This is a genomic window from Prevotella veroralis DSM 19559 = JCM 6290 (genome assembly GCF_000377625.1).
Taxonomy (GTDB): domain Bacteria; phylum Bacteroidota; class Bacteroidia; order Bacteroidales; family Bacteroidaceae; genus Prevotella; species Prevotella veroralis.
The window spans coordinates 51566-74182 of the sequence record NZ_KB898329.1 but is presented as its reverse complement, the minus strand read 5'-3'; the positions used below and the strand labels follow the sequence as shown (position 1 = coordinate 74182).

18 protein-coding genes are annotated in these 22617 nt (G+C 44.0%); 6 read left to right on the top strand and 12 right to left on the bottom strand.

What is annotated here, in order from left to right:
* Positions 1–4: 4 nt before the first annotated feature.
* The 5 genes from D464_RS0105945 to D464_RS0105925 all read left to right on the top strand — a co-directional run bounded on the left by D464_RS0105945 (position 5) and on the right by D464_RS0105925 (position 5877).
* Entirely contained in the window at positions 5–742 is a 738-nt protein-coding gene (locus tag D464_RS0105945; RefSeq protein ID WP_024985694.1) for a GIN domain-containing protein, read from the top strand.
* Between the two features lie 22 nt (positions 743–764).
* On the top strand, positions 765–1571 hold the full coding sequence (locus D464_RS0105940) for a hypothetical protein (protein WP_018910586.1): 807 nt from the start codon (positions 765–767) through the stop codon (positions 1569–1571).
* 28 nt (positions 1572–1599) lie between these two features.
* Positions 1600–1962 (top strand): GntR family transcriptional regulator, encoded by a 363-nt coding sequence (locus D464_RS0105935; protein ID WP_018910585.1) that lies wholly within the window; start codon positions 1600–1602, stop codon positions 1960–1962.
* Between the two features lie 432 nt (positions 1963–2394).
* A complete protein-coding gene (locus tag D464_RS0105930; protein WP_018910584.1) occupies positions 2395–4992 on the top strand; it encodes a transglutaminase-like domain-containing protein in 2598 nt (865 codons plus the stop codon).
* Positions 4993–5121: 129 nt separating this feature from the next.
* Positions 5122–5877 (top strand): copper homeostasis protein CutC, encoded by a 756-nt coding sequence (locus tag D464_RS0105925; protein WP_018910583.1) that lies wholly within the window; start codon positions 5122–5124, stop codon positions 5875–5877.
* A 75-nt stretch (positions 5878–5952) separates the two neighbouring features.
* Here the strand turns inward: D464_RS0105925 and recA are convergent, their stop codons facing one another.
* From recA to alaS, 8 genes are all read right to left on the bottom strand, one after another.
* The gene (gene recA / locus D464_RS0105920) at positions 5953–6972 is read right to left on the bottom strand and encodes a recombinase RecA (protein ID WP_018910582.1); all 1020 of its coding nucleotides are present in this window, start codon (positions 6970–6972) and stop codon (positions 5953–5955) included.
* Positions 6973–7005: 33 nt separating this feature from the next.
* Entirely contained in the window at positions 7006–7326 is a 321-nt protein-coding gene (locus D464_RS0105915; RefSeq protein ID WP_004382354.1) for a TfoX/Sxy family protein, read from the bottom strand.
* A 4-nt stretch (positions 7327–7330) separates the two neighbouring features.
* On the bottom strand, positions 7331–8569 hold the full coding sequence (locus D464_RS0105910) for a saccharopine dehydrogenase family protein (protein ID WP_018910581.1): 1239 nt from the start codon (positions 8567–8569) through the stop codon (positions 7331–7333).
* A 12-nt stretch (positions 8570–8581) separates the two neighbouring features.
* Entirely contained in the window at positions 8582–9202 is a 621-nt protein-coding gene (locus D464_RS0105905) for a DUF6621 family protein (protein ID WP_018910580.1), read from the bottom strand.
* A gap of 355 nt (positions 9203–9557) precedes the next feature.
* On the bottom strand, positions 9558–10022 hold the full coding sequence (locus D464_RS0105900) for an HU family DNA-binding protein (protein ID WP_018910579.1): 465 nt from the start codon (positions 10020–10022) through the stop codon (positions 9558–9560).
* A 233-nt stretch (positions 10023–10255) separates the two neighbouring features.
* A complete protein-coding gene (locus D464_RS0105895; RefSeq protein WP_024985695.1) occupies positions 10256–11833 on the bottom strand; it encodes a hypothetical protein in 1578 nt (525 codons plus the stop codon).
* Positions 11834–11876: 43 nt separating this feature from the next.
* Positions 11877–12086: a hypothetical protein gene (locus D464_RS12540; protein ID WP_036908706.1), complete on the bottom strand. Its 210-nt coding sequence runs from the start codon at positions 12084–12086 to the stop codon at positions 11877–11879.
* Positions 12087–12503: 417 nt separating this feature from the next.
* Positions 12504–15170, bottom strand: coding sequence for an alanine--tRNA ligase (gene alaS, locus D464_RS0105885; protein WP_018910576.1), 2667 nt, complete (start codon positions 15168–15170; stop codon positions 12504–12506).
* A gap of 177 nt (positions 15171–15347) precedes the next feature.
* Between alaS and D464_RS0105880 the strand changes: the two genes are divergently transcribed.
* Positions 15348–15686, top strand: coding sequence for a MerR family transcriptional regulator (locus D464_RS0105880; protein WP_009435381.1), 339 nt, complete (start codon positions 15348–15350; stop codon positions 15684–15686).
* Positions 15687–15809: 123 nt separating this feature from the next.
* Here D464_RS0105880 and D464_RS0105875 read toward each other — a convergent pair whose 3' ends face one another.
* The 4 genes from D464_RS0105875 to D464_RS0105860 form a co-directional block, all read right to left on the bottom strand.
* The gene (locus D464_RS0105875; protein ID WP_018910575.1) at positions 15810–16868 is read right to left on the bottom strand and encodes a DUF4876 domain-containing protein; all 1059 of its coding nucleotides are present in this window, start codon (positions 16866–16868) and stop codon (positions 15810–15812) included.
* A gap of 216 nt (positions 16869–17084) precedes the next feature.
* The gene (locus D464_RS0105870; protein ID WP_018910574.1) at positions 17085–18491 is read right to left on the bottom strand and encodes a hypothetical protein; all 1407 of its coding nucleotides are present in this window, start codon (positions 18489–18491) and stop codon (positions 17085–17087) included.
* Between the two features lie 21 nt (positions 18492–18512).
* Positions 18513–19964 carry a hypothetical protein gene (locus D464_RS0105865; protein ID WP_018910573.1) on the bottom strand — a complete coding sequence of 484 codons (1452 nt, stop codon included), beginning with the start codon at positions 19962–19964 and terminating at the stop codon, positions 18513–18515.
* A 15-nt stretch (positions 19965–19979) separates the two neighbouring features.
* The gene (locus D464_RS0105860) at positions 19980–22403 is read right to left on the bottom strand and encodes a TonB-dependent receptor (RefSeq protein ID WP_004382364.1); all 2424 of its coding nucleotides are present in this window, start codon (positions 22401–22403) and stop codon (positions 19980–19982) included.
* Positions 22404–22617: the final 214 nt, after the last annotated feature.

The window sequence follows — 22617 nt, the reverse complement described above, 5'->3', positions numbered from 1 at the left end:
CATTATGAAGAAACTATCCAATAAACGGATATCTACTATCCTATCAAGCCTTTTCTTGGTTTTAACAACCATCACTCTGTGTTCGTGCATCACAAAGAAACCTGACTACGGACAGCCCACCAAGAAGGCTATGAACGTCGAGGCGTTCCAGAATGTAGAGTTAGGAGGGAATGCAGAAGTCTACTTCTTGCAAGGAAATAAGTACCAAGTAGAGATAAAAGGTAGGGAGAAACTACTCGAATATGTGGATATCAAGGTTAAAAATAACACCCTCATAATCCACGAGAGGAATCACCCTTCACAAAAAGGGATCATCTTCTTTAATAGTTCTAACAATGGAGCTGATATAACAAAGGTATATGTAACATGCCCACAACTCGTTAGAGTGGATCAAGGAGGTAATACATCCCTCACTTTCCAGGACTCTCTTCAGGTAGACAAACTGACACTTAACATTAGAGGTAACTCTTGCGTCAAACTCAACAAAGTGAAAGTTGGCGAGATAAACATGGATATCTCTGGTAATGCAGACGTTAACATTGCAAAGTTGACGGCACAGACTACGAAATTCAACATCAGTGGTAACGCCAGTGTAAACACCGACTTTGACCATTCCGACAGTGTGACACTCACTTTATCAGACAATGCTGACATCACACTCAATGGTAACACACGTCAAAGCATACAACAACGAGTAACGGGAAATGCCTCTGTTACCGATAATACAAGTAGAACAAAATAAATAAAGAAAGGACTTATTAGTTATGAAAAAGTTCGATATCAATCGTTTCGGAAGAGTACTCTCTCGACTCACCCTCGTGCGTCGTCGCACAATAAAGAACCTATTCCTTGGATTCCTCATAGCCTTCTTCTTCCTTATGACCATACGTGTTTGTGACATCTTCGCATGGCAGGCAAAGAGTACAGAACAGATACAATTAAACCTCATGGGAAGCGTTGATTTCATCGTTAATATCCTATCGGTAGCATTCTTTATCATGGGTACCTTTGTTATTAACGACCTCAAGTTGCGTCAGTCTCGCATAAATGAGATGATGCTACCAGCTACCAATGTTGAGAAGTTCGTGGCACGTGTAGTACTCGTGTCTATCGTCTTCCCCCTCATAGCTGTGGGTGCTTTCCTAACAGCGGACGTGTTACAACAAATCATCTCCATGCTGGTTAATCATGGTGCGAGGGCTTCGATGACAGCAATAGCAATAGACTTTATCCAAGCAACAAGCTCCCATTCCCCTCTTTGGGTACAGTTAGAAGCAATCTTTCTCACCAGTGCTTTCGCTATATTAGGAGGCGTGTTCTTCCGCAAAACAGCATGGTTAAAGACCATTATAAGCCTCGGTTTGATTCTCATGATAGTAGCAGGCTCTGTGACATTCATCGGTTACATGCTATTCACCAACACTGACTATCAACTCTCAATACCGAATGACTTAGTGGGAGATATTACTGGGAACATCATCTGTTTGGCACTCATTATATTAATGTATTGGGCTGCTTACAAGCTATACACACGTTTGCAGGTTATCAACAATCGGTGGATTAACATATAATAAAGTATTAATGAAAGGATAAAAGATTATGACTTTCGAAAATAATAAGGCTATATACGAGCAGATGGCAGACCGCCTTTGCGATGAAATCATAGCCAAGACCTATAAAGCCGACGACCGAATCCCCTCCGTAAGGGAGTATGCTGTCACCTTGCAAGTGAACACCAACACGGCGGTTAAGGCTTACGAACTATTGGCAAGAGAGCAGATTATCTATAACAAACGCGGTATGGGCTATTTCGTTTCGGCAGGTGCAAGGGAGCAAATCATGCTTGCACGACGCAAAACCTTTTGTCAGCAAACCCTTCCGTCATTGTTCCGTGAGATGCAACTCTTGGGTATCACCATGGAAGAAGTGGTGCAGGAATATAAATCGAAGGTGCAGTCTTAAACGCTGCCCTTCAATTCCTTTCATCAAGATAGACAATGGATAGAATCAAAGAGGGCGTTTCTTCGATATGAAGAGACGCCTTCTTCGCATCAAGGAAACGCCCTCTTCATAGCAAGGAAACGCCCCCTTTGTTTCAGCCCACAACTTACCTCCATCAAAAGAGACGCATACCAGTAGGGACAGACGCCCTCGTCTGTCCTCCTATAAATCCCTAATTAACATCCCATTAGGCTACATCCTCCCCCCCAGAGGGGCTGGGTGGGGCTTTTTAAAATTCGTTTTTTACTAAAGCCCCAACACTCACCATCCTTGCAGGAATTCGTATTTTTTATGCGAGAAGACTTGCATATATTGATTTTTTTTACGAATATTGCAAGTGAAAAGAACGTTAGCTGTAATTTACCTGTAGCTTATTAACTAAAAAGTAAATCTATGAAGAGAATCCTACTAAGCCTGTGTCTAATGCTCATTGGCATAACTGCCAATGCACAACACTTTATCTCCGATGCAGCATTCAGACAGAAGGTGAACAATGCTTTCGACGCCAAAATGAAGTTGATTGGATCGAAGTTCTATGATACAAAAGGTCTATCGCCAACCATGGAGGAAGAGGAAGCCTTGCGCTTTCTTTATGCCTATATGCCGATTGCAGATGCGACTGATTACACCACAGCTTACCACTTACGTAATGTGCGAACAGCCCTCGAAACGAGGAAAGAGATGCCATGGGGAAAGAAGGTGCCAGAGCTTCTCTTTAGGCATTTCGTTCTACCGATGCGTGTGAACAATGAGCCTCTTGACAGCTCTCGTGCTATATTCTTTCAAGAACTGAAGGGGCGTGTTAAAGGGCTATCTATGCAACAGGCAATATTGGAAGTGAACCACTGGTGCCATGAACATGTTACTTATGAACCTTCGGACGCACGCACTTCTTCACCACTGCAATCAATGCGGACAGGACGAGGACGATGTGGAGAAGAGAGCACTTACACGGTAAGTGCCTTGAGAGCCATTGGTATTCCGGCTCGCCAAGTATATACTCCTCGGTGGGCACATACCGATGATAACCATGCGTGGGTAGAGGCTTGGGCAGACGGAAAGTGGTACTTCTTGGGGGCTTGTGAGCCTGAACCTGTATTGAATCTGGCATGGTTTAATGCGCCGGCATCGCGTGCCATGCTCATGCACACACGTGCCTTTGGCGATTATGAAGGTCCAGAAGAGGTTATGCTACGCACAAATAACTTCACAGAAATCAATCTGATTGATAATTACGGGAGCACTGGTAGGATTGATTTCAGCGTTCTTGATGCTAAAGGAAAGCCCGTACAGGATGCGAAAGTGGACTTTAAAATATACAACTATGCCGAGTATTACACCGCAGTTACCAAATACACCGATAAGAAAGGACAAACGTTTCTATCTGCAGGAAGGGGTGATATGCTTGTATGGGCGTCTAAGAACGGACACTACGGATATGCTAAAGTATCGTTTGGAAAGGACAAGAAGGTTGTTATAAGACTCTCTTACGATGATAAAAAGGCGGGGAAAGAGCAGGATATGGATATTATCCCACCTGTAGAAAAAGCTATTCTGCCTCCTGTAACAGACGCACAACGCAAGGAGAACGAGCGTAGGTTGACGGAAGAAGATGCTAAACGCAATGCTTACATAGCGACATTCCCATCAGAGGAGAGCTTGAAAGATTACCCGATTAAGGCTGCTATACCTTATATAATAAGGTCGCGTGGTAACTGGAGAACCATCAAAGAATTTGTTGAGAAGCACTCGGCAGATGAGAAACGGGCTATTGATCTGTTGGAATCACTTAGTTATAAGGATCTTCGAGATATGCCAATGGAAATATTGGAAGACCAGATGGCAGCAAAGAGTGACGAGTTATGCCCTCGTGTAGAGAGTGAGATGATCCTCAAACCATTTAAGGTTTTCTTTGAGAAAGCGTTTAGTAACGATGCTAAGAAGTTTAAAGAGAACCCTGCACTATTGGTAAATTGGGTGAGAACGAACATCAAATTGAATCCTGATAAGCACGCTATGAGAATCCCACAAACGCCTATCAGTACGTGGGAAAGTCGTGTGGCAGACGAGAGAAGTAGGAATATTTTCTTTGTGGATGTGGCTCGGAGTCTTGGTATCGAGGCTCAGCAAGATGGCGTGACAGGGAAGGTTCAATACAAGAAAGATGGTCAGTGGGTTGATGTTGACTTTGAAACAACGCAACAACAAGTAGCTAAGACGGGGAAGTTGGTGCTTGACTATAAGCCAACAGAGTTCTTGGATGACCCGAAATATTATACTCATTTCACTATTAGTAAGATTGTGAATGGGCAGACCTTACTGATGAATTTCGATGAATCAGCCGATGGTTCGACCTATGGAGCAACTTGGGCAAATGCGTTCAAGGATGGAGCAACACTGGACGAGGGCACTTACTTGCTCGTTACAGGGCAACGCATGGCAGACGGAAGTGTGATGGCTCATAACCGATTCTTCACTATCAAGCCAGGAACAACAACTCGAATCAACCTCATCATGCGCCAGGAAACGGAGGGCGTAAAGGTGATTGGCAGCTTTAATAGCGAAGATCTCTTTGAGAAGGAGGGGCATAATGTGTCCTTACTAAGCCAGACGGGACGCGGTTATTACGTCCTCGGCATACTTGGTGTAGGGCAAGAACCAACGAACCATGCCCTCCATGACATTGCAAAAGTAAAGGAGAAGCTAGATAAATGGGGGCGTCCAATGGTATTACTCTTCACAAGTGAGGAGGCAAAAGAGAAGTTCGATGCACAGAAGAGTGAGTTTGGTCAACTGCCAGAGAAGGTGATCTACGGTATAGATAAGAGTGGGGAGATTCTCAAGGAGATTGCCAAAGAGATGAAACTACACAATACGAGTCAGCTACCAGTATTCATCATCGCTGATACCTTCAACCGAGTTGTATTCCTATCACAGGGTTACACAATCGGGTTGGGAGACCAGATTGTGAAGGTAAGTAATAAACTTTAGAATTGAGGAAAGGGCGTTAGACGATAGAAGAATGTAAGTATTGAGATGTAAAAGTCCAATAACTCCAATTAACGGAACATTTGTCTAAACTCCCTTTCACTCCTTTAACTCCCTTAACTCCTCTATAATATGATGAAAGAAAACTATGAATTTGAAGTCTGCGCCAATAGTGTTGAGAGTTGTATAGAGGCTCAACGAGGTGGTGCCAATCGTGTGGAACTCTGCATGGGAATACCCGAAGGCGGCACAACTCCTTCTTATGGGGAGATAAAGATGGCGCGAGATGTATTGAAAGAAACACGCTTACACGTGATAATTCGCAATCGCGGAGGCGACTTCCTATACTCAGAAGCAGAGTTGGAACGCATGGTAATGGATATAGACTTGTGTCGGCAACTCGGTGTGGATGGCGTTGTCTTTGGTTGTCTGACGGCTAATGGCGATATTGATAAGCATGCCAACCAATTATTGATGGAGCATGCTAAAGGGATGAATGTCACCTTTCATCGTGCTTTCGATTGTTGTCGAGATCCCGAGAAAGCCTTAGAAGAGATTATCGCAATGGGCTTTCATCGTATTCTCACGTCTGGTCAGCAGCCCACGGCAGAGTTAGGTATTCCTTTACTAAGACGTTTGAATACACTTGCAAAGGATAGAATCATTATCATGGCAGGATGTGGAGTGACGGAAAAGAATATCTTTAAGATTCAAGAAGAGACACAGGTACGTGCCTTTCACTTCTCTGCTCGAGAAGAGAAACGCAGTGATATGCTTTATTCCAACCCTTCCATCTACATGGGAAGCAAAGGAGTTGATGAGAACATCATCATGCAGACTACCGAAAGGAGGGTACGAAATACGATTGAAAGTTTACTGAAAAAGTAAGTAAAGGAGAAACTTCTAAAACAAAAAAGAGGCTTAATCCCGTTTGGATTAAGCCTCTTTTATATATGTAGAAGATTATTGTGCCTGGTCAATAATAGCCTGCTTTATTAGTCCTTCTATCTCTTCTGCAAGTTCTGGATTATCCTTCAACATCGTCTTAGTGGCATCACGTCCTTGTGCAAGTTTGGTTCCGTTATAACTAAACCAGCTACCACTCTTTTGGATAATGTTGTATTGAACACCCAAGTCAACTATCTCACCAATCTTTGAGATACCCTCACCAAAGGTGATTTCAAACTCTGCCTTACGGAAAGGAGGAGCCACCTTATTCTTAACAATCTTAACACGAACCTGGTTACCAATCACCTGATCACCATTCTTGATACTAGTAACACGGCGGATATCAAGGCGCACGGAACTATAGAACTTCAATGCGTTACCACCCGTAGTGGTCTCTGGGTTACCGAACATCACACCTATCTTCTCACGCAACTGATTGATGAATATACAACAAGTGTTGGTCTTTGAGATAGTAGAAGTGAGCTTACGCAATGCCTGACTCATCAATCGTGCTTGCAAACCAACAGCCGAGTCGCCCATATCTCCTTCGATTTCTTTCTTTGGAGTAAGTGCTGCAACAGAGTCGACAACGAGAATATCTATCGCAGAAGAACGTATCAACTGATCTGCAATCTCTAATGCTTGTTCACCATTATCAGGCTGTGATATCCAAAGATTATCTACATCCACACCGAGCTTCTCAGCATAGAAACGATCGAAAGCATGCTCTGCATCAATGAAAGCAGCTATGCCCCCTTGCTTCTGTGCTTCGGCTATTGCATGGATAGCAAGCGTCGTCTTACCAGAAGACTCTGGTCCATAAATCTCGATAATACGCCCACGAGGATAACCACCAACGCCTAATGCTGTATCAAGAGCCACACTTCCTGTTGGTATAACATCAACATTCTCTATCTGTTCATCACCCATTCGCATGATAGAACCTTTACCAAAGTCTTTCTCTATCTTGGACATTGCGGCTTGCAATGCCTTTAGTTTTCCCTCAGCAGCTAATGCTGTATCTTCTTTTGCCATATACTATTATCTTGTTTTCTGATTGATATAATACTATTTATTCTTCTTTCTGCTCTTTGGAAAAGGTAGCACCTCTGCCAAAACCTTAACGACCTTAACCGCAAAATCAGACCTTGAAACATCTAAAATATAGTGTTCCTTAGCTCCTTCATAAGGGAAGCCACGTTCGGCAGATAGCATCATTGATTTAATTGCCTCGTGTTCTTTAACATAAGGTATATTGTCACAAACTATGATGACAGGCTTCTCGTCAACATAAATCATGTATTCGCCAAACATCTTCCTGTATCTTACAGTCCCTGCAGTAGCTATCTGACTACTGACAAATTCAATAAAGTCCAAAGAGCAAGCCATATTCTTATAGTTCTAAATCGCCACCAAATACTTCATGCCAAGGCAAGCCTTGCTTATTGAGTACCTCCAAGAATGGATCTGGATCAAAGTCTTCTACGTTCCATACACCTGGTTTGCGCCATAAGCCCTTGAAGAACATCATTGCACCAGCCATCGCAGGTACACCCGTCGTATAGCTGACACCTTGCATTCCCGTTTCGTTATAGGCATCTTGGTGCTTACAATTATTATAAATGTAATAGGTTTGCTCCTTTCCGTCCTTAATTCCACGGATACGACAACCTATCGAAGTCTCACCATCATAATTCTCTCCTAAATCTTGTGGATTAGGCAGAACCGCTTTCAAGAACTGCAAAGGAACAATCTTCACCTTAGCTGTCTTACCAGAGCCATCAGCTAATGGTGCTTCATACTCTATCTCATCGATACGACTCATACCAAGATTCTGAATACAGTCCAAATAAGTAAGATATTGCTTGCCGAATGTCATCCAGAAACGAGCACGCTTAATTGTTGGATAGTTCTTTACCAATGATTCCAATTCCTCATGGTGCATGAGATAAGAATCACGTGGACCAATATTTGGATAGGTCAAATCTTGATGCACAGCCAATGGTTCTGTCTCAATCCATTTACCATTCTCATAATAAAGCCCCTTCTGAGTTATCTCACGGATATTAATTTCTGGATTGAAGTTCGTTGCAAATGCCTTGTGATGATTACCCGCATTGCAATCAACGATATCAAGATAATGAATTTCGTCAAAATGATGTTTAGCAGCATACGCCGTATAAGCCTGTGATACTCCTGGATCGAAACCACAACCAAGGATAGCTGTCAGTCCAGCCTTCTCGAACTTATCCTTATAAGCCCATTGCCAACTATATTCGAAGTGTGCCTCGTCCTTTGGTTCGTAATTAGCTGTATCCAAATAATTACAACCGCAAGCCAAACAAGCATCCATGATTGTCAAATCTTGATATGGCAAAGCTAAATTAATAACCAGCTCTGGCTTGAAATCATTAAACAATGCTTTCAATTGCTCAACATCGTCTGCATCAACCTGTGCAGTCTTGATATCAGCTTTATAACCTTTATCATGAATTGCCTTAACTAACTCATCACATTTTTCCTTGCGACGGCTAGCAATCATAAATTCAGTAAACACGTCCTGATTCTGGACAATCTTAAAAGCAGCTACAGTAGCTACGCCACCTGCGCCTATCATTAATACTTTTCCCATATTATCTTATTATTATTTTATCTTACTTTCAATTTCAGGGGAGGAAATCCCCATTGCGTTTAGTATTGAATACCCCAATATCGCTTGCTTGAAGTTGCCACCTTCCAAAGGCTGCATTGCAAATAATGTGATGTGTTTTAACTCATCATCCACATCATTTAATGTATTTCTAATAGAGCGAAGCAGCGAATCCTCCTCAGTATTCGGAACAATCATAATCCGTTTTACCTCTTCATGAATACAAAACGTCTTGAGAAGATCAAGCAAAACAGCATCCTTCGCAGTATTTTCATCACCGCAAGCAATACTATTTATAATAAACTCACCGAATCGCTCGTCCATAAAAGCCTGACCGTTGAGTTCTTTATCATAATCGGAAGGAGCAAAATTCTCTAGTTTCTGATTCTTTTTATCATGCAAAAGAATCACTTGTGTCTCATGATCACCTGGTTTCAACCTACCATCAAGCGCAACATCTACCGCCCACTGACTAAAATCGGCAGCAGGTATACGACGATCTAACATGCGCTCAAAGTTTACGATAATATCGAAAGCCACATGATCAATATAATCACCATCAACAATGATGATGTTTTCACTCCACTTAATATTCTGTGCTTCTTGTGTATTCATAGCCACAAAGATACACTAAATCAAGCGAAATGCAAAGAATAAGGTAGTTTTTATTGCTTTCACTGCTCGCGCCTACATATAATCAAAGGAAATTGTGGCAAGAAGAACAATGAGAAAAACATTAACGCCTCATGCAAGCCCAATTGCTTCCATGAGGCGCAGGGATAACTCCCTATTGTCTTTTTTAAAAGTAAGAAGGTAAAGAGTAAAAGGATAACCGCTTCCGAGTAAAAGCAAAGAATCCTTATCCCATTAGGCACATCCCCTCCTTTGGCTTGAAGAGGCTTTCCGTGTCACGTTCCCTAACTAGCCCCCGTAGGCACATCCCCTCCACCGGAGGGGCTTGGGGAGGCTTTTACCCTACTTGTGGTCCAGGGTGCTCTTCACTCCCCTCTCCTTTTGGAGAGGGGGCGGGGTCTTTTGCTTTCCTCCTCGCAGGATTATCCACATCCACCTGCAATTCCTTCAATGCCTTACGCACCGACTCTTTCCAAGTCAATGTCAACTTCGGAGCTTTAAGGCTCTTGGCGCATACATCCTTTTCGTTTTCCTCCATCTTTGAGGGTACGTTGACCCGCAAAGAGAAGATGTCACTGAGGTCTAAGCCTGTTCCCATACGTGCACAGTCCGAGATAATGTTACGCAATGTGATAATCACATTACGAGCGTCACCCTCCGTCAATGAGGTCTCACGAACAATGCGTTCCAACACCATTTCGGGCGAGATCTTCTGCTGACCTTTTGGTACGGCAATATACACCGTTTTACCCTTCATTTTTCCCATTGTCGCCTTACGAGGCGCAACTTTGAATTCAATCATTTTGATTTGGTTTTTAATTAAACATTATATTCATAATAACATCTTTTTGATGTCTTTTTTCATATATTTTATACCCAGCGGTTGGGTCGTCTTGTACCCAGCTGCTGGGTAGCATCGTACCCTGCCCGTTGGGTAGCCCCCCTACCCATTCGCTGGGTACGATTGTACTTCTTCGCTGGGTATAACTCTACCCATTCGCTGGGTACAAAACAGGTCACGAACAATCGCAAGGACTACTCGAACCCGCCGACTCTGTACCCGCTGTAGCACATGTTGGTGACTATGGAGACGAAACGATTATCAAAGTACAGGTTGTACGCGCGGTTGCTGTCCCACGGATGAGCACTTGACAACCAATAGTAGCCGCTATCGCCAACACTGGCCTGCTGATCACCGTTGTAGAGACCCAAGGCTGGCAGGTAGAAATAATTGTTTGCATCGGCGGCGGAAGGAAGGGTCTGAGATACGGACCAGCTATTTCCATTGTCATTTGTGCGCCAATCAGTACCGTCGACAGCGGTGTTGCTGTTATAATGACCTTCGGTTTGCAATACTGCCTTCTTCTTAAACCACATGCCGCTTTTATATAAATGACCCATAGTTGTCCATAGTTCGTCTGCTGCGTCCCAACGAGGATCGCCGTACATGCAGTACCAAGACATCTCGTTAGCATTAGGAAGGCTTGCGCAACTATGAGTTGCATCGAAGCGACCTGAACCGCCGCCTTCGTTTTTCCAACGAGAGTCAGTGTTGCCCTGGGGGGCGTTTAATGAACTGCCGCCATTGACTGTCGGCTGACCTGTGTTTCCTGGCAAGTGCTTTGTCCATTCATAACCATACCAGTATTGCTGCTGTGCGTCCCACATATAGTAATGGTCACCGTCATAGGCGCGGGTATCAAGATTTGCGGTCATGTCATAGTAGGTATTCTTGTCGTAAACGAATGAACCGGGAGCCTTGGTGATGGTGCCCTCTGTACCAGTGGCGAGGTCTTTCAACCAATAACGAATCTTTAGCTTGTGTGTGCCTGGCTTGATAAACATATAGATCTTGTCTGCTGTGGTACTGCTGGTTGAGTTGTCCAACTTGAAACCATCAGCGTATGCACCGCTACCCTTGGTGGTGAGGATGATTTGCTTGTCGCTACCTGCGCCCGTAATCTCACCATTGCTAGGATCGAGGGTATAGTTGCCTGCGATGTTATTATCGGCTGTAACCTCTACTTTGGTTAGATAGCATTTCTTAAACACGTCATTCTTTGTGAAGGGTTCGAAGACGAGGATGGCTGCTTGGTGTTCCAATTGAAACGAGAAAGTCTTATCACCGATAGTGCCTGTTGCATCTGCTGTCCCACAATCGCCTGATGTACCGAAGTGATCAGTAGTGCTAGGAGTTGTCTGTGTTTGTGTAGTGGGGATTGTAAGTTGGTTGTTACTACCATTCTTACCCGGGTAATAAACCTTGTAAGTGGAACTGTTGTTGAACTTGCCTGGCACTTTGAATCTGAAGTAGCTGGTCTTGCTTGTTGGTGCGTTGCTGCTCACCTTCCATGCGCCGTCATCGTCCTGTACATAGATCTTGTCGCCTGCTTCCCAATAGAAAGCCCCGTTGTCGTAATCCATTGTTGTACGGGTCTTCGTTGGATTGCCAGCTACAAAGGTTGTCATGTTCTTATCGTTATCGTTGCTTCCTGTGTCCGTACCATTCTGCGCAACATCCTCATTGGCGCAGGAAACGGCTGCCAAAGCCATACTGCAAAGGGCTGTAAAGGACAATAGGCGAATTTTGAATAATTGTTTTGTTCTCATCATTACTTTGTTACTTTGTCTTTTCTGATTCTTGTTGATAACTCTCTTAGTCTTCCCAAGGAGAAGTGTTTTCTGCATTGTCTTCTTCCTCTTCCTGCCATACGGTTGCTGCTTTCGTACCAGAAGGACCAGTACCATGGTGTCCCGGCTTATGCTGGCTAGGGAAAGACGTTTCCATCAAATTAGTGGTCTCGTTCATTTGGATTATCATGCAACGAGGTGCAGAATAATCCCTCTTAGTTTGTTCTTTTCTCATAACTTTCTTGATTAAAATAGTTGTTATTTCGTTCTTATTTTGCTCAAAATCGAGTTCGCAAAAGGGCATAAAAAAACGAACAAAGGAAACTCCTAGAAGTCCTTTGTTTACAGGGGTTACGGCACGCTTCGCGCGCGCGTATGCGAGAAGAAAAAATGTGTTATTGTACGCTAGGTGCGCATATTGTGTGTGTTAGCAAATTATTTGGATTGACCAAAGATAAAGTGCAAAAAGATGCAAAGAATCGGATAATTCTTTGCAGTACGTCATTGCCTTGATATGTCATTGCTAACTGTTTCACGGTGGCAAAGGTAAGAAGATAAAATGAAAGGAGCAAGGAAAAGAAGAAAAAAGTCTCATCCCCACCTCTTTTCTTGTTGCGGGGATGAGACTGATTAGGGATAAAAGACTCCCAGTTTACAAACTAAGTAACTCTATTACCTTTTCAACAGCAGCACTGATACCATCGGTATCTTTACCACCTGCTTGTGCATAATGTGGCTGACCGCCACCGCCACCCTTAATGAGTTTGGCTGCTTCACGTATTACTTTTCCTGCATTTAAATCGTGCTCTTTCACCATATCATCACTGAGCATGATTGAAAGCTGTGGACGATTCTCATGTACGGAACCTAATACGCAAACGAGATTCTCTGGCAATGCTTCACGAACCTTGAATACGATATCCTTAGCAGAAGCAGGATCTACTGGGAGCACTGCCTTAATGACATGTACACCATTCAATGTTTCTACACGTTCTACCAATGATTTCGCTGTACGATCAACTGCTTGCGCACGGAAACGCTCAACCTCCTTCTTCATCGCATCATTCTCTTCAACAAACTTGGTGAGAACTGCCTTAAGATCCTTAGCATTGTTGAACATTGCCTTCAAGTCGCGCAATGTATCTTCAAGTGCATAGATTGCATTCTCGCAAGTTTCGCCAGTCATTGCTTCAATACGACGAACGCCTGCAGCAACGCTACTTTCACCTACAATCTTAAAGAAACCGATGCGACCCGTAGATTTAGCATGAATACCACCACAGAACTCGCAACTAGGACCGAAGCGTACAACACGAACCTTGTCGCCATATTTCTCACCGAAGAGAGCTACTGCACCCATTTCCTTTGCTTCCTCCATTGGTGTATCACGATGCTCGTCAAGAGGATAATCCTTACGAATCATCTCGTTAACAAGTTTCTCTACTTGGCGAAGTTCCTCATCGGTTATCTTCTGGAAGTGAGAAACATCGAAACGGAGCGTGTCAGGACTTACGTATGAACCTTTCTGCTCGGCATGCTCACCAAGAACTTGCTTCAAAGCATAATCAAGCAAGTGAGTTGCAGTATGATTAGCTGCTGACGCATCACGCTTATCTGTGTCAATACATGCCATGAAATCTGCCTCAACATCCTTTGGCAATTCCTTGACAATATGGATGCTTTGGTTGTTCTCACGCTTGGTATCAATGACATTGATTGTCTCATCCTCGTTAACAAGCACACCTTGATCGCCTACCTGTCCACCCATCTCACCATAGAATGGGGTATAATCGAGTACAATCTCATAGAAACTATTCTTCTTCTGTGTCACCTTACGATAACGGAGGATATGACATTCGTACTCTGTATAATCGTAACCAACGAATTCCTGTTCGCCTTCACGTACAATCTCCCAGTCACCATTCTCAACAACAGCAGCATTGCGAGCACGTGCTTTCTGCTGTTCCATCTCTTCATTGAATTGCTTCTCATCAACGGTATAACCATTCTCACCACAGATAAGTTCGGTCAAGTCAAGTGGGAAACCGTATGTATCAAACAAGCGGAAGGCTTCCTTACCATCAAGTTCGGTCTTGCCATGTGCCTTCAATTCATCCATTGCACCATTGAGCAATGTGATACCCTTATCCAATGTGCGTAAGAAAGAATCTTCCTCTTCCTTCATCACACGACCAATCAGTTCACGTTGTGCTGTAAGTTCAGGATAAGCAACGCCCATCTCATGTACCAAAACATTGATTAGCTTATACATGAAAGCCTCCTTCTGATCAAGGAAAGTGTAAGCATAACGCACAGCACGGCGAAGGATACGACGGATAACATAACCAGCCTTTGCATTGCTTGGCAACTGACCATCGGCAATAGAGAAAGCAACGGCACGCAAGTGATCGGCAACAACACGCATTGCGATGTCTACCTTCTGCTCATCGTTGATTCCTTCACCATTAGGACCTTCTGGGAAGGTGTGGTTATACTTCTTACCAGAGAGGCGCTCAATCTCTTCTATTACTGGTGTGAAGATATCGGTATCATAGTTAGAGTTCTTACCTTGCATCAAGCGAACCAAACGCTCGAAGCCCATACCCGTATCAATAACGTGCATCTTCAATGGCTCAAGGCTACCATCAGCCTTACGATTGAACTGCATGAAGACGATGTTCCATATCTCAATTACCTGTGGGTGATCCTTGTTGACAAGTTCCTCTCCAGGCACCTTAGCTTTCTCTTCCTCTGAACGGAAGTCGATATGAATCTCCGAACAAGGACCGCAAGGACCCGTGTCACCCATTTCCCAGAAGTTATCATGCTTATTACCATTGACGATATGGTTCTTTGGGAAATGCTTCTCCCAGTAGCTTGCAGCCTCATCATCACGTGAGATACCTTCTGCCTTATCACCTTCAAAAACCGTTACATAAAGGTCTTTAGGGTCAAGATGCAATACATCTACAAGATATTCATAAGCGTAATCAATAGCACCTTCCTTGAAGTAATCGCCAAAGCTCCAGTTACCCAACATCTCAAACATAGTATGGTGACTGAGAGCAGCATCACGCCCCACTTCTTCCAAGTCGTTATGCTTACCACTAACACGCAAACACTTCTGTGAGTCAGTACGTCGGCGTGGTTCTGGTTCCTTTGTTCCAAGGATAATATCTTTCCACTGGTTCATACCAGCATTCGTAAACATCAGCGTAGGGTCGTCCTTGATAACCATTGGGGCAGACGGTACGATAACATGTCCCTTCGACTCAAAGAACTTCAAATAGGAGTCGCGGATTTCATTTGCTGTCATCATCTTTATTATATATTTAATTCAATTTTCTACCTAAAAGTGTTGCAAAGATACTGACTTTTGCGTATTTTTGCAAGCAATTAAGCTGCTGAATACACAAAATCTTATTTACCATCGTGGGAGCGTAAAGGTGTTTCATCAGCATAACCACATAAACAACTGAATTAAAAGAAACGAGATATGGCAGAGAATCCGCATAAATTGTATTATTCAATAAAGGAAGTAGCGCAACAAATAAACGTTTCGGAGAGTCTGCTGAGATATTGGGAGACTGAATTTCCACACCTTCGTCCTAAGACAACAGGCAATCGTGTGCGCCAATATACAGAGAAAGATATCGAACAAATAAAGGTTATCTACAACCTTGTGAAGGTGCGTGGTTTCAAGATTGCAGCTGCCCGCAAGATGTTACAAGAGAACCGCAATGGTGTTGAAAAGAGTCAGAAGGTTATGGAAACGCTCTTCTCTGTTCGCGACCAACTGAAGGACTTGAAGAAACAACTCGATGGCTTGGTGTAAAGTTAGCCATACCTGAAAGGCATAATCCTTATTCGTTCTGAACGAAATACTCATATACAGCATAGGGACAGACGATTTCGTCTGTCCCTATGACGTTTGTAACCCAACTATGTGAACGCTCTCTTACTTCTTCCTCGACAATGAGGCGCGCTTCACTTCAAAGTCGGCTGTGGTATTATTATCGTCTACATACTTCTTTCCATCCCACTTCCTTTGCAATGAAAGACCAGAATAAATGGGGTAATCGCCCTTCTTCATACTTGAGAAAGACACATCTGTCACGGCATTATAACCACGGTCGAGCTTGCTGGGGCGCATTTGGAACATACGACGAGGACAAATCGTTATACAATCAATAACGTTCTCAAACGGAATCTCTATCGCATAGAAATCACCAAAAGCACTACTCGTCACGGTGATATAGTGCAGATATCCCTTACCATTTTGCGTATCGGCATACCCTTTCCGAAAGTCTTCTGGCGTCCACGGGAGCTTTATCAGTGCAATACCATTGCTCTCTGACATATTAGAAAAGTCATAAGAAGGACCTATGTTCCCCTTGCTATCCGTTGATGTGAGGATAGCATTCATATCAGGAACTTTGGGGTTATTCTTCTGCCCAGCGTCATAATTAATATTCGTCCATTCGAAGTCGGCTTTACTCAAGTCCAGGAAGTCATCCAACCCACCATACATACTCAAGTCCTCGCCCTCCAGTTCTGACTCAAACTGCGCCTTATGGTCAATCGCATACTTAGCCACAATGATGGTCTGACCAGGCTTTACGGGATAGTCGGCACCCTTACCAGGGAAATAAGAGATGCCCGATGCACCATAATAACGATTGACAAAGTCGTCTTTCGGAGCAAACTGAATCGCCCTACTGGGGTCGATGGCATTGACACACAACGCCAGTCCGTCCAAATACTTCACCTCATTGGTCGGATTAAAGATAGCGATGTATTGGTCATCATTATACATCTGATTCTGATTCTTCATACCCCATGCCCTGACATCACGATACCAGTAATGCCCAACGTAAAACACTTCTTTTATGATCAGATGGTCTAACTTCGTCTTAGAAGTAGACTGTTTCACCGGCATTTCATTACGTGTACAGCTGCCTAAACATGTGAGTATCAGGCTCAACAGCAGGTAGGTTATTATCTTCTTATGTATCATCTCACTCAATTATCTTATCTGTTTATACTCTTTAAATATATTGTTTGTAACATTACCAGCGAATGGTACTTAGCGTTCCATGTATTGAAACCCTGCGTTCCATGTATTGAAACGGTGCGTTCCATATATTGAAACCCTGCGTTTCATGTACTGAAACTGTGCGTCTCATAGGATGGGACGATTGGCGCATAGCATTTCCTCCGATTCAACCTCTTATTATAAGAACCAGTTACCAAAGCCAGCTCCACCTCCAATACCATGTGTTTGCACATTCTGAGCAGCCTCCATCGCATCCGCCGAGGCTAGTCCTATCTCATGCCCCATATAGAAGTACAACGGGTCGTTAGGGTCGATTGTCGTTGGATCAGTATCGAAGCTACTGCAAAAGACCTTAATAGGTATGTTGAAGCGGAATAGTTCCTTCCACTCAGAATCAGCTCCGTATTCCTTCGGTTCATCAGGGTTATAAGCCTCCGAACAGATGAATGGGCTACGGAACACATAGGTGGAATGGCGGTTGAGATACTCCTCTTTAGGAATGAGAGCCTTCTTGCCCTTCGGACATTTCATCACGCGCACCGACAGATAGAACTTCGGAAGGAGATAAGACGGACGAGTATATCGCCCAGCCTCACCTGTTGCGGGATCCTGCCTACGGGTTATCTCCAAAGGCCACTCCTGATGTAATGCATCGTTCTCATCGGCATCTATATCGAAATTGAAGTGCCCCTTGAGTCCTACTCTATCCTGATCATAAGGTGCAACAGCCCAATCGGCATCCTCACGAGTGAGTGGTGGTAGCAGTCGCTGATTGAATAACTCGCGTGCACCATCAGCCATTGCGTCCTGAATCCACGTATCACGATAGGTATATTCAAATATCTTTGGCGTCAGCGCCGCACGCTCTTTCCATGTTGAGGTATTGACAAAGAGCGGTGAAGGGACTGGGGTGGTATCTATCGTTCCGCCCTTCATCCAGTCGCCGAACTTATCCTTCTTAGGCTTCCACGTACCTCGGCAATCCATCACTTCATACGGGTTTCCCTTGTCATCCACCTCACTCACGGTGAAGAATATCTGATATTCATCCGAGTGATTGAGTATCTCGTCATTCATGAGCTTGCCCTCCTTATTGAAGAAATAGAGGCACAATCCCCATCGCTTCAGCTTTCCGCCAATGATACGAATATAGTCAGGACCTTGCTTCCCATCGTTCTGTTCGAGATAGGTCACCGTACTCTTCCGTTGAACCTCAACCGTTGGCCACTTGCCCGCATTGTTATGTATGAGCACAAACTCCTCTTGCTTCCATGGAGCATTCTGATAAACAAAGTTGCCGTGCATCATGGCATCACCATGCGAGTGACCTTCCTTGAACATGGCAAGGCATGTAGCCCAATCCTTAAAGGCTCCATCTGCATCAGGATTAGCCATTTCGCCCGATACTTTCACCTTCGATAAGCTATCAACATAACGATCGGCACCACTGTGCGCAACGCCTTTCGCCGATAGTGGATTATCATTATAATCAACATGCACATTGCCAAAGACGAAGTCGTCACATGACGTACACAAGCCTAGAACAGCAACGAGCAGGAGAATACTCTTGATTATCTTTTTCATTACTATTAGTCCTTTCTTCTTTTACATCAATACTATGTTCTGTCTATATTGCGTGAAGTAATCCTGTGGATGGGTCAACATCCGCCACAGCTGCGCCTTCTCTACACCTGAATAGAAACGCTTCACGTCTTCATAACACTTCTCTTCGCCATCCTTCACATCAGCGATAATGCGCACTGACAAGGGATAATCAATATCGAAACTGTCCCATCCAGGCTGTATCTCATTGAATGCCCAAAGGAAAGCGCCCTCACTATTATTCGTATTGCAATACTTCGCTGGCTTCTCAGACTCACCTGCGTGCTGTTGTCCCTTATTCAAGATATGACAAATGCGAACCTGTAATTGGAATGCAACATTAGCCCGATGGAACTGCATAACGCCCTTAAAACCGAGCCTGTCTAAGTCTGATCCAACATCCAGACTGCGCTTCTGTCGTAACAGTCCCACGGTGTGCCCGTAGCGTTGTCGGGGCGACTCGGTATCGGGATCGATGAAGTCATCGTTATAAACTTCGGTGAATAGCTTGCCAAGCTCCTCCTCCACAGGGTCGGTGTCACGGTATTCATAGGTGAAGAGTTCCGGTGTTATCTTGTTAAGGAGGGTCTGATCAATGGTCTTGTAGAGCCTATAACTCTTCCCATCAAAGGTATGAGGTTTCAAGGCATCAGGCTTACCTGATAGTTCAATAGCCTTCCAGGCGAGGTCTGGCTGATAGCTCACTTCATTCTTACCGAGCTGGAAGTTCTCTGGAGCAAAGATGTTCGACGTAGAGAACTTACTAGCCATCTCCGCTGCACCAGCTTTCTCCCTAAAGGTGTATCGGTCGTAATACGTGGGTGAATCAGCCAACGAACGTGGATAAGCCAACTGTATTCCTTTCTTGCGTTCAGCACTTCCTGTACCCGTAGATACCTCTTGATCCAATGACGAGTTACCTACTCCAAAGAAGTGTTGATGCACCAGTAAGGTGGCGTTATCCTCGTCTGGTATGCTGTAACCTTCCTTATCTTTCGTGAAAGGATAGCCCGAGAATTGATGATTGATAAGCATTCCGTTGCGGTCATAATACTTGAGTTCTAAACCGTAATAGATATTGTCTGACGCTATCACATCAAAGCAATTACGCTCGGTAGTGATGGTCATCTGCCCATCATCATCACGTGTGATATCAATCTCCTGCATAATGGGTAACATTGTTTCCGGACTAACCACATGATAGGTGTTATAGGCTGTGAGCGAGTCATTACCATCTGGTCCGACACCAATCATGCCCCCTTTATATCCCATTCTAAGGATGGCGTGGACAGCATAGATTTGTTCATGTCCCTTCACATCACGCTCAATTGATGAGGGCGGAGCCTGTACTATCTTCTTGAAGAAGTCGTCTACTTGATCGTTGGAACAACTCCCGAACAGGAGTCCCATTAGCATTATGGCAAGTAGAGGTAGTATGTTTCTATTTCGTTTCATATTCTTTTCGATTGATTAGAACTTAAACAATGTACGTAAGGAGAAGTTTGCTCCACGCTCATGGGCGTAGTAACGGAACCGATCAGTGTACTCCTTATATAATGCGTTAAGGATGTTTTCACCCACAAGCATAAACTTCAATTCTCTTCGTTGCTGTAGTTTGATACGCAACTCGGCTGTACCATTCAAAAGGAAGTAAGCAGGTGGCGAGTCAGGAACTAGATCCTTATCAGGGTCAAAGCGGGTTTGCTTTGTCACATAAATACCCGATAACGACAACGAACCATGATATTTATCATCCTTCGTAAGTCCTCGCTCGTAGGTAGATGATAGTCCGTAACGATCGGAAGGCATAAAAGGTAGCCAGTCGTTATGCGTCAGATTGCGTGCGAACATCCATTCGCCTTTACCCACAAAGGTGAGTCCTTGCAAAGGTTTAAGCGTTGCCTCAATATCACCACCGTATAGTTTCACATCGTCCTGATCGTAGATGAACTTAGGATACTTACCACTCGGATGGTTATGGAAGCGGTCTTTCCCTTCGCCAATGTGGTCATAAATGTAGCTATTAATGCGCTGTAAGAAGAAGCTCGGCTCTACTGACAACCACGCATTGCGGTATCTTGTACCTACCACGAGTTTGTATCCTCGCTCACTGGCAAGATTCTTATTGCCCACTACCCAGTAAGAACCATCCTGCAAGCCAATGGCATATAACTCATTAATATCAGGTGGTCTCCATGACCAACCAATGTTAGCTCGAATGTCCCAAAGGTCTGTCAACTGGTAATGAGATGCCAAACTCATGGTGAAGTTACTATACAGCTTGAAGTCATCATAGTAAGTGTAATTACTCAAACTACTATACCCATTCACCGACATCACACGGAAGTCATAACGCATACCCAAGGCACATTGCAATCGACCGAACTCTGCCTTATGCAAGAAGTAACCACCCATTGAGAGGGCAGCGAAGTTCGGGACGAAGGCTGGTTGCTTAGTTCCTGGATAGTTGAAGTTCGTTTGATAGGTATTAGATAAGCCTGCATCTGTGGTCATGTTCCATCGTTTCCACTTAGCATGCCAGAGCACATCAAACTTATAAGTCTTCAATATCAAGTCTTGAACAGGTATCCAACTCCATTGCACCTTCTTCCTGTTTTCAAACTCCTGACGCAAGTTCTCTTGGAAAGAAAGGGTGAAGTCGAGACGATGATAAGCGTTAATATCCCACTTCAATTCGCCTTTCAGCGTTACATGTTGCGACTGCTGGAAGGGCGGCTTAATGCTATATGAGAAGGGCTTAACGGTCTCTGGATCTGGACGTCCATACTCGAAGCGTTTGAGGAGTTGGTTCAAATCGGATATCTTACTAGCATAATAGATTCCACTTCGTTGGTAATAAATACTCGAGAAGAGCGTCGCTGTCACCTTTCTCCCTTGATATCCTGCAAGCGCAGAGAGGCTTATTGTGTTATAACCAGTATTGTTTAAGACATAGTCGGCAGTGCGATAATCACCGCCTTTTGTGTACATTCCATGTAGGCGCAGACCGATGTTCTTGCGTCCAGCTTCTATACTACCTGAACCGCTAAAGCCCCTTGCGTTGGTGTCATATCCCATATTGACATTACCGCTCACCATGGTCTTCTTGTTTCCATAAGGTAGTGGAGCATCATTCAAGAGAACAACTCCGCCCATCGCACCAAAGCCATAACGAATACACTCGGCACCCTTGACTACCTCAACCATACTCGATCCCGTATAGTCTAACTCGGGTGCATGATCGGCTCCCCAGCTCTGACTTTCGAGTCGAACTCCATTGTTCATCAATAGGATTCGACTACTGTGCATACCTTGAATAACAGGTTTGGCGATCGTGTTTCCCGTGCTAATTGAACTCACGCCAGGCACCGTCTCAAGTAGTTTGGCTAATGAGGTTGCACCGCCTTTCTCCAATGCCTCTTGACTAATAGACGCCGATTGCTGCAAGACGGAGGTGTGTCGTTGCAAAGCCGTAACCGTCACATTATCCAACTGCTTAGAGTCGTCTTTCATTGTCAAAACCACTTGTCCGTTTGAAGGAACGACTACCAAACGTGACAAGTTCTTGTAACCTATATAAGAGACCGAAACCTTTATGCGAGTTACAGGATGTTTAAACTTAGCCACACAACGACCATTAATATCCGTGACAACAGGAGTTGACAAGCCTTCGCAATGTATCACAGCACCAACGAGGGGCTCTTGAGATTGTTCAGCAACTACGGAAAAGGTGACAGAAGAACCTTCGTTCTTATCATCATCACCAACATGTTCCCTCCCATGCGCCGTTATTGAGGCTAAGAGTGGAGGCGAGAAAAGTAACAAGGAAGACATTAGGATTGTAGATGACAATAATCTAACATGCCTTCCAAAGTCCATCTTTAATTTAATCATATATTATCAGATTGTGAGTAGTTTATCATTTAAGTTTATGCAATTCTCCCACTCTTTGCAGGAGAAATGAGTATCTTTTAATATGCTACTCAGTTCATAAATTAAGTTTAGAGATCTATTGGCTATTGCCTACAGATCCGCAGATTCGTAGATGTTTGTTTGTAGATGAAGCCTTATTCAGTACTTTATTCTATACAACATCTTTATCGGTTGC

Excerpts from the sequence above, each read along its gene's own strand:
- D464_RS0105945 (WP_024985694.1), top strand. The coding sequence starts at position 5 with ATGAAGAAACTATCCAATAAACGGATATCTACTATCCTATCAAGCCTT.
- D464_RS0105940 (WP_018910586.1), top strand. The coding sequence starts at position 765 with ATGAAAAAGTTCGATATCAATCGTTTCGGAAGAGTACTCTCTCGACTC.
- D464_RS0105935 (WP_018910585.1), top strand. The coding sequence starts at position 1,600 with ATGACTTTCGAAAATAATAAGGCTATATACGAGCAGATGGCAGACCGC.
- D464_RS0105930 (WP_018910584.1), top strand. The coding sequence starts at position 2,395 with ATGAAGAGAATCCTACTAAGCCTGTGTCTAATGCTCATTGGCATAACT.
- D464_RS0105925 (WP_018910583.1), top strand. The coding sequence starts at position 5,122 with ATGATGAAAGAAAACTATGAATTTGAAGTCTGCGCCAATAGTGTTGAG.
- recA (WP_018910582.1), bottom strand. The coding sequence starts at position 6,972 with ATGGCAAAAGAAGATACAGCATTAGCTGCTGAGGGAAAACTAAAGGCA.
- D464_RS0105915 (WP_004382354.1), bottom strand. The coding sequence starts at position 7,326 with ATGGCTTGCTCTTTGGACTTTATTGAATTTGTCAGTAGTCAGATAGCT.
- D464_RS0105910 (WP_018910581.1), bottom strand. The coding sequence starts at position 8,569 with ATGGGAAAAGTATTAATGATAGGCGCAGGTGGCGTAGCTACTGTAGCT.
- D464_RS0105905 (WP_018910580.1), bottom strand. The coding sequence starts at position 9,202 with ATGAATACACAAGAAGCACAGAATATTAAGTGGAGTGAAAACATCATC.
- D464_RS0105900 (WP_018910579.1), bottom strand. The coding sequence starts at position 10,022 with ATGATTGAATTCAAAGTTGCGCCTCGTAAGGCGACAATGGGAAAAATG.
- D464_RS0105895 (WP_024985695.1), bottom strand. The coding sequence starts at position 11,833 with ATGATGAGAACAAAACAATTATTCAAAATTCGCCTATTGTCCTTTACA.
- D464_RS12540 (WP_036908706.1), bottom strand. The coding sequence starts at position 12,086 with ATGAGAAAAGAACAAACTAAGAGGGATTATTCTGCACCTCGTTGCATG.
- alaS (WP_018910576.1), bottom strand. The coding sequence starts at position 15,170 with ATGATGACAGCAAATGAAATCCGCGACTCCTATTTGAAGTTCTTTGAG.
- D464_RS0105880 (WP_009435381.1), top strand. The coding sequence starts at position 15,348 with ATGGCAGAGAATCCGCATAAATTGTATTATTCAATAAAGGAAGTAGCG.
- D464_RS0105875 (WP_018910575.1), bottom strand. The coding sequence starts at position 16,868 with ATGATACATAAGAAGATAATAACCTACCTGCTGTTGAGCCTGATACTC.
- D464_RS0105870 (WP_018910574.1), bottom strand. The coding sequence starts at position 18,491 with ATGAAAAAGATAATCAAGAGTATTCTCCTGCTCGTTGCTGTTCTAGGC.
- D464_RS0105865 (WP_018910573.1), bottom strand. The coding sequence starts at position 19,964 with ATGAAACGAAATAGAAACATACTACCTCTACTTGCCATAATGCTAATG.
- D464_RS0105860 (WP_004382364.1), bottom strand. The coding sequence starts at position 22,403 with ATGATTAAATTAAAGATGGACTTTGGAAGGCATGTTAGATTATTGTCA.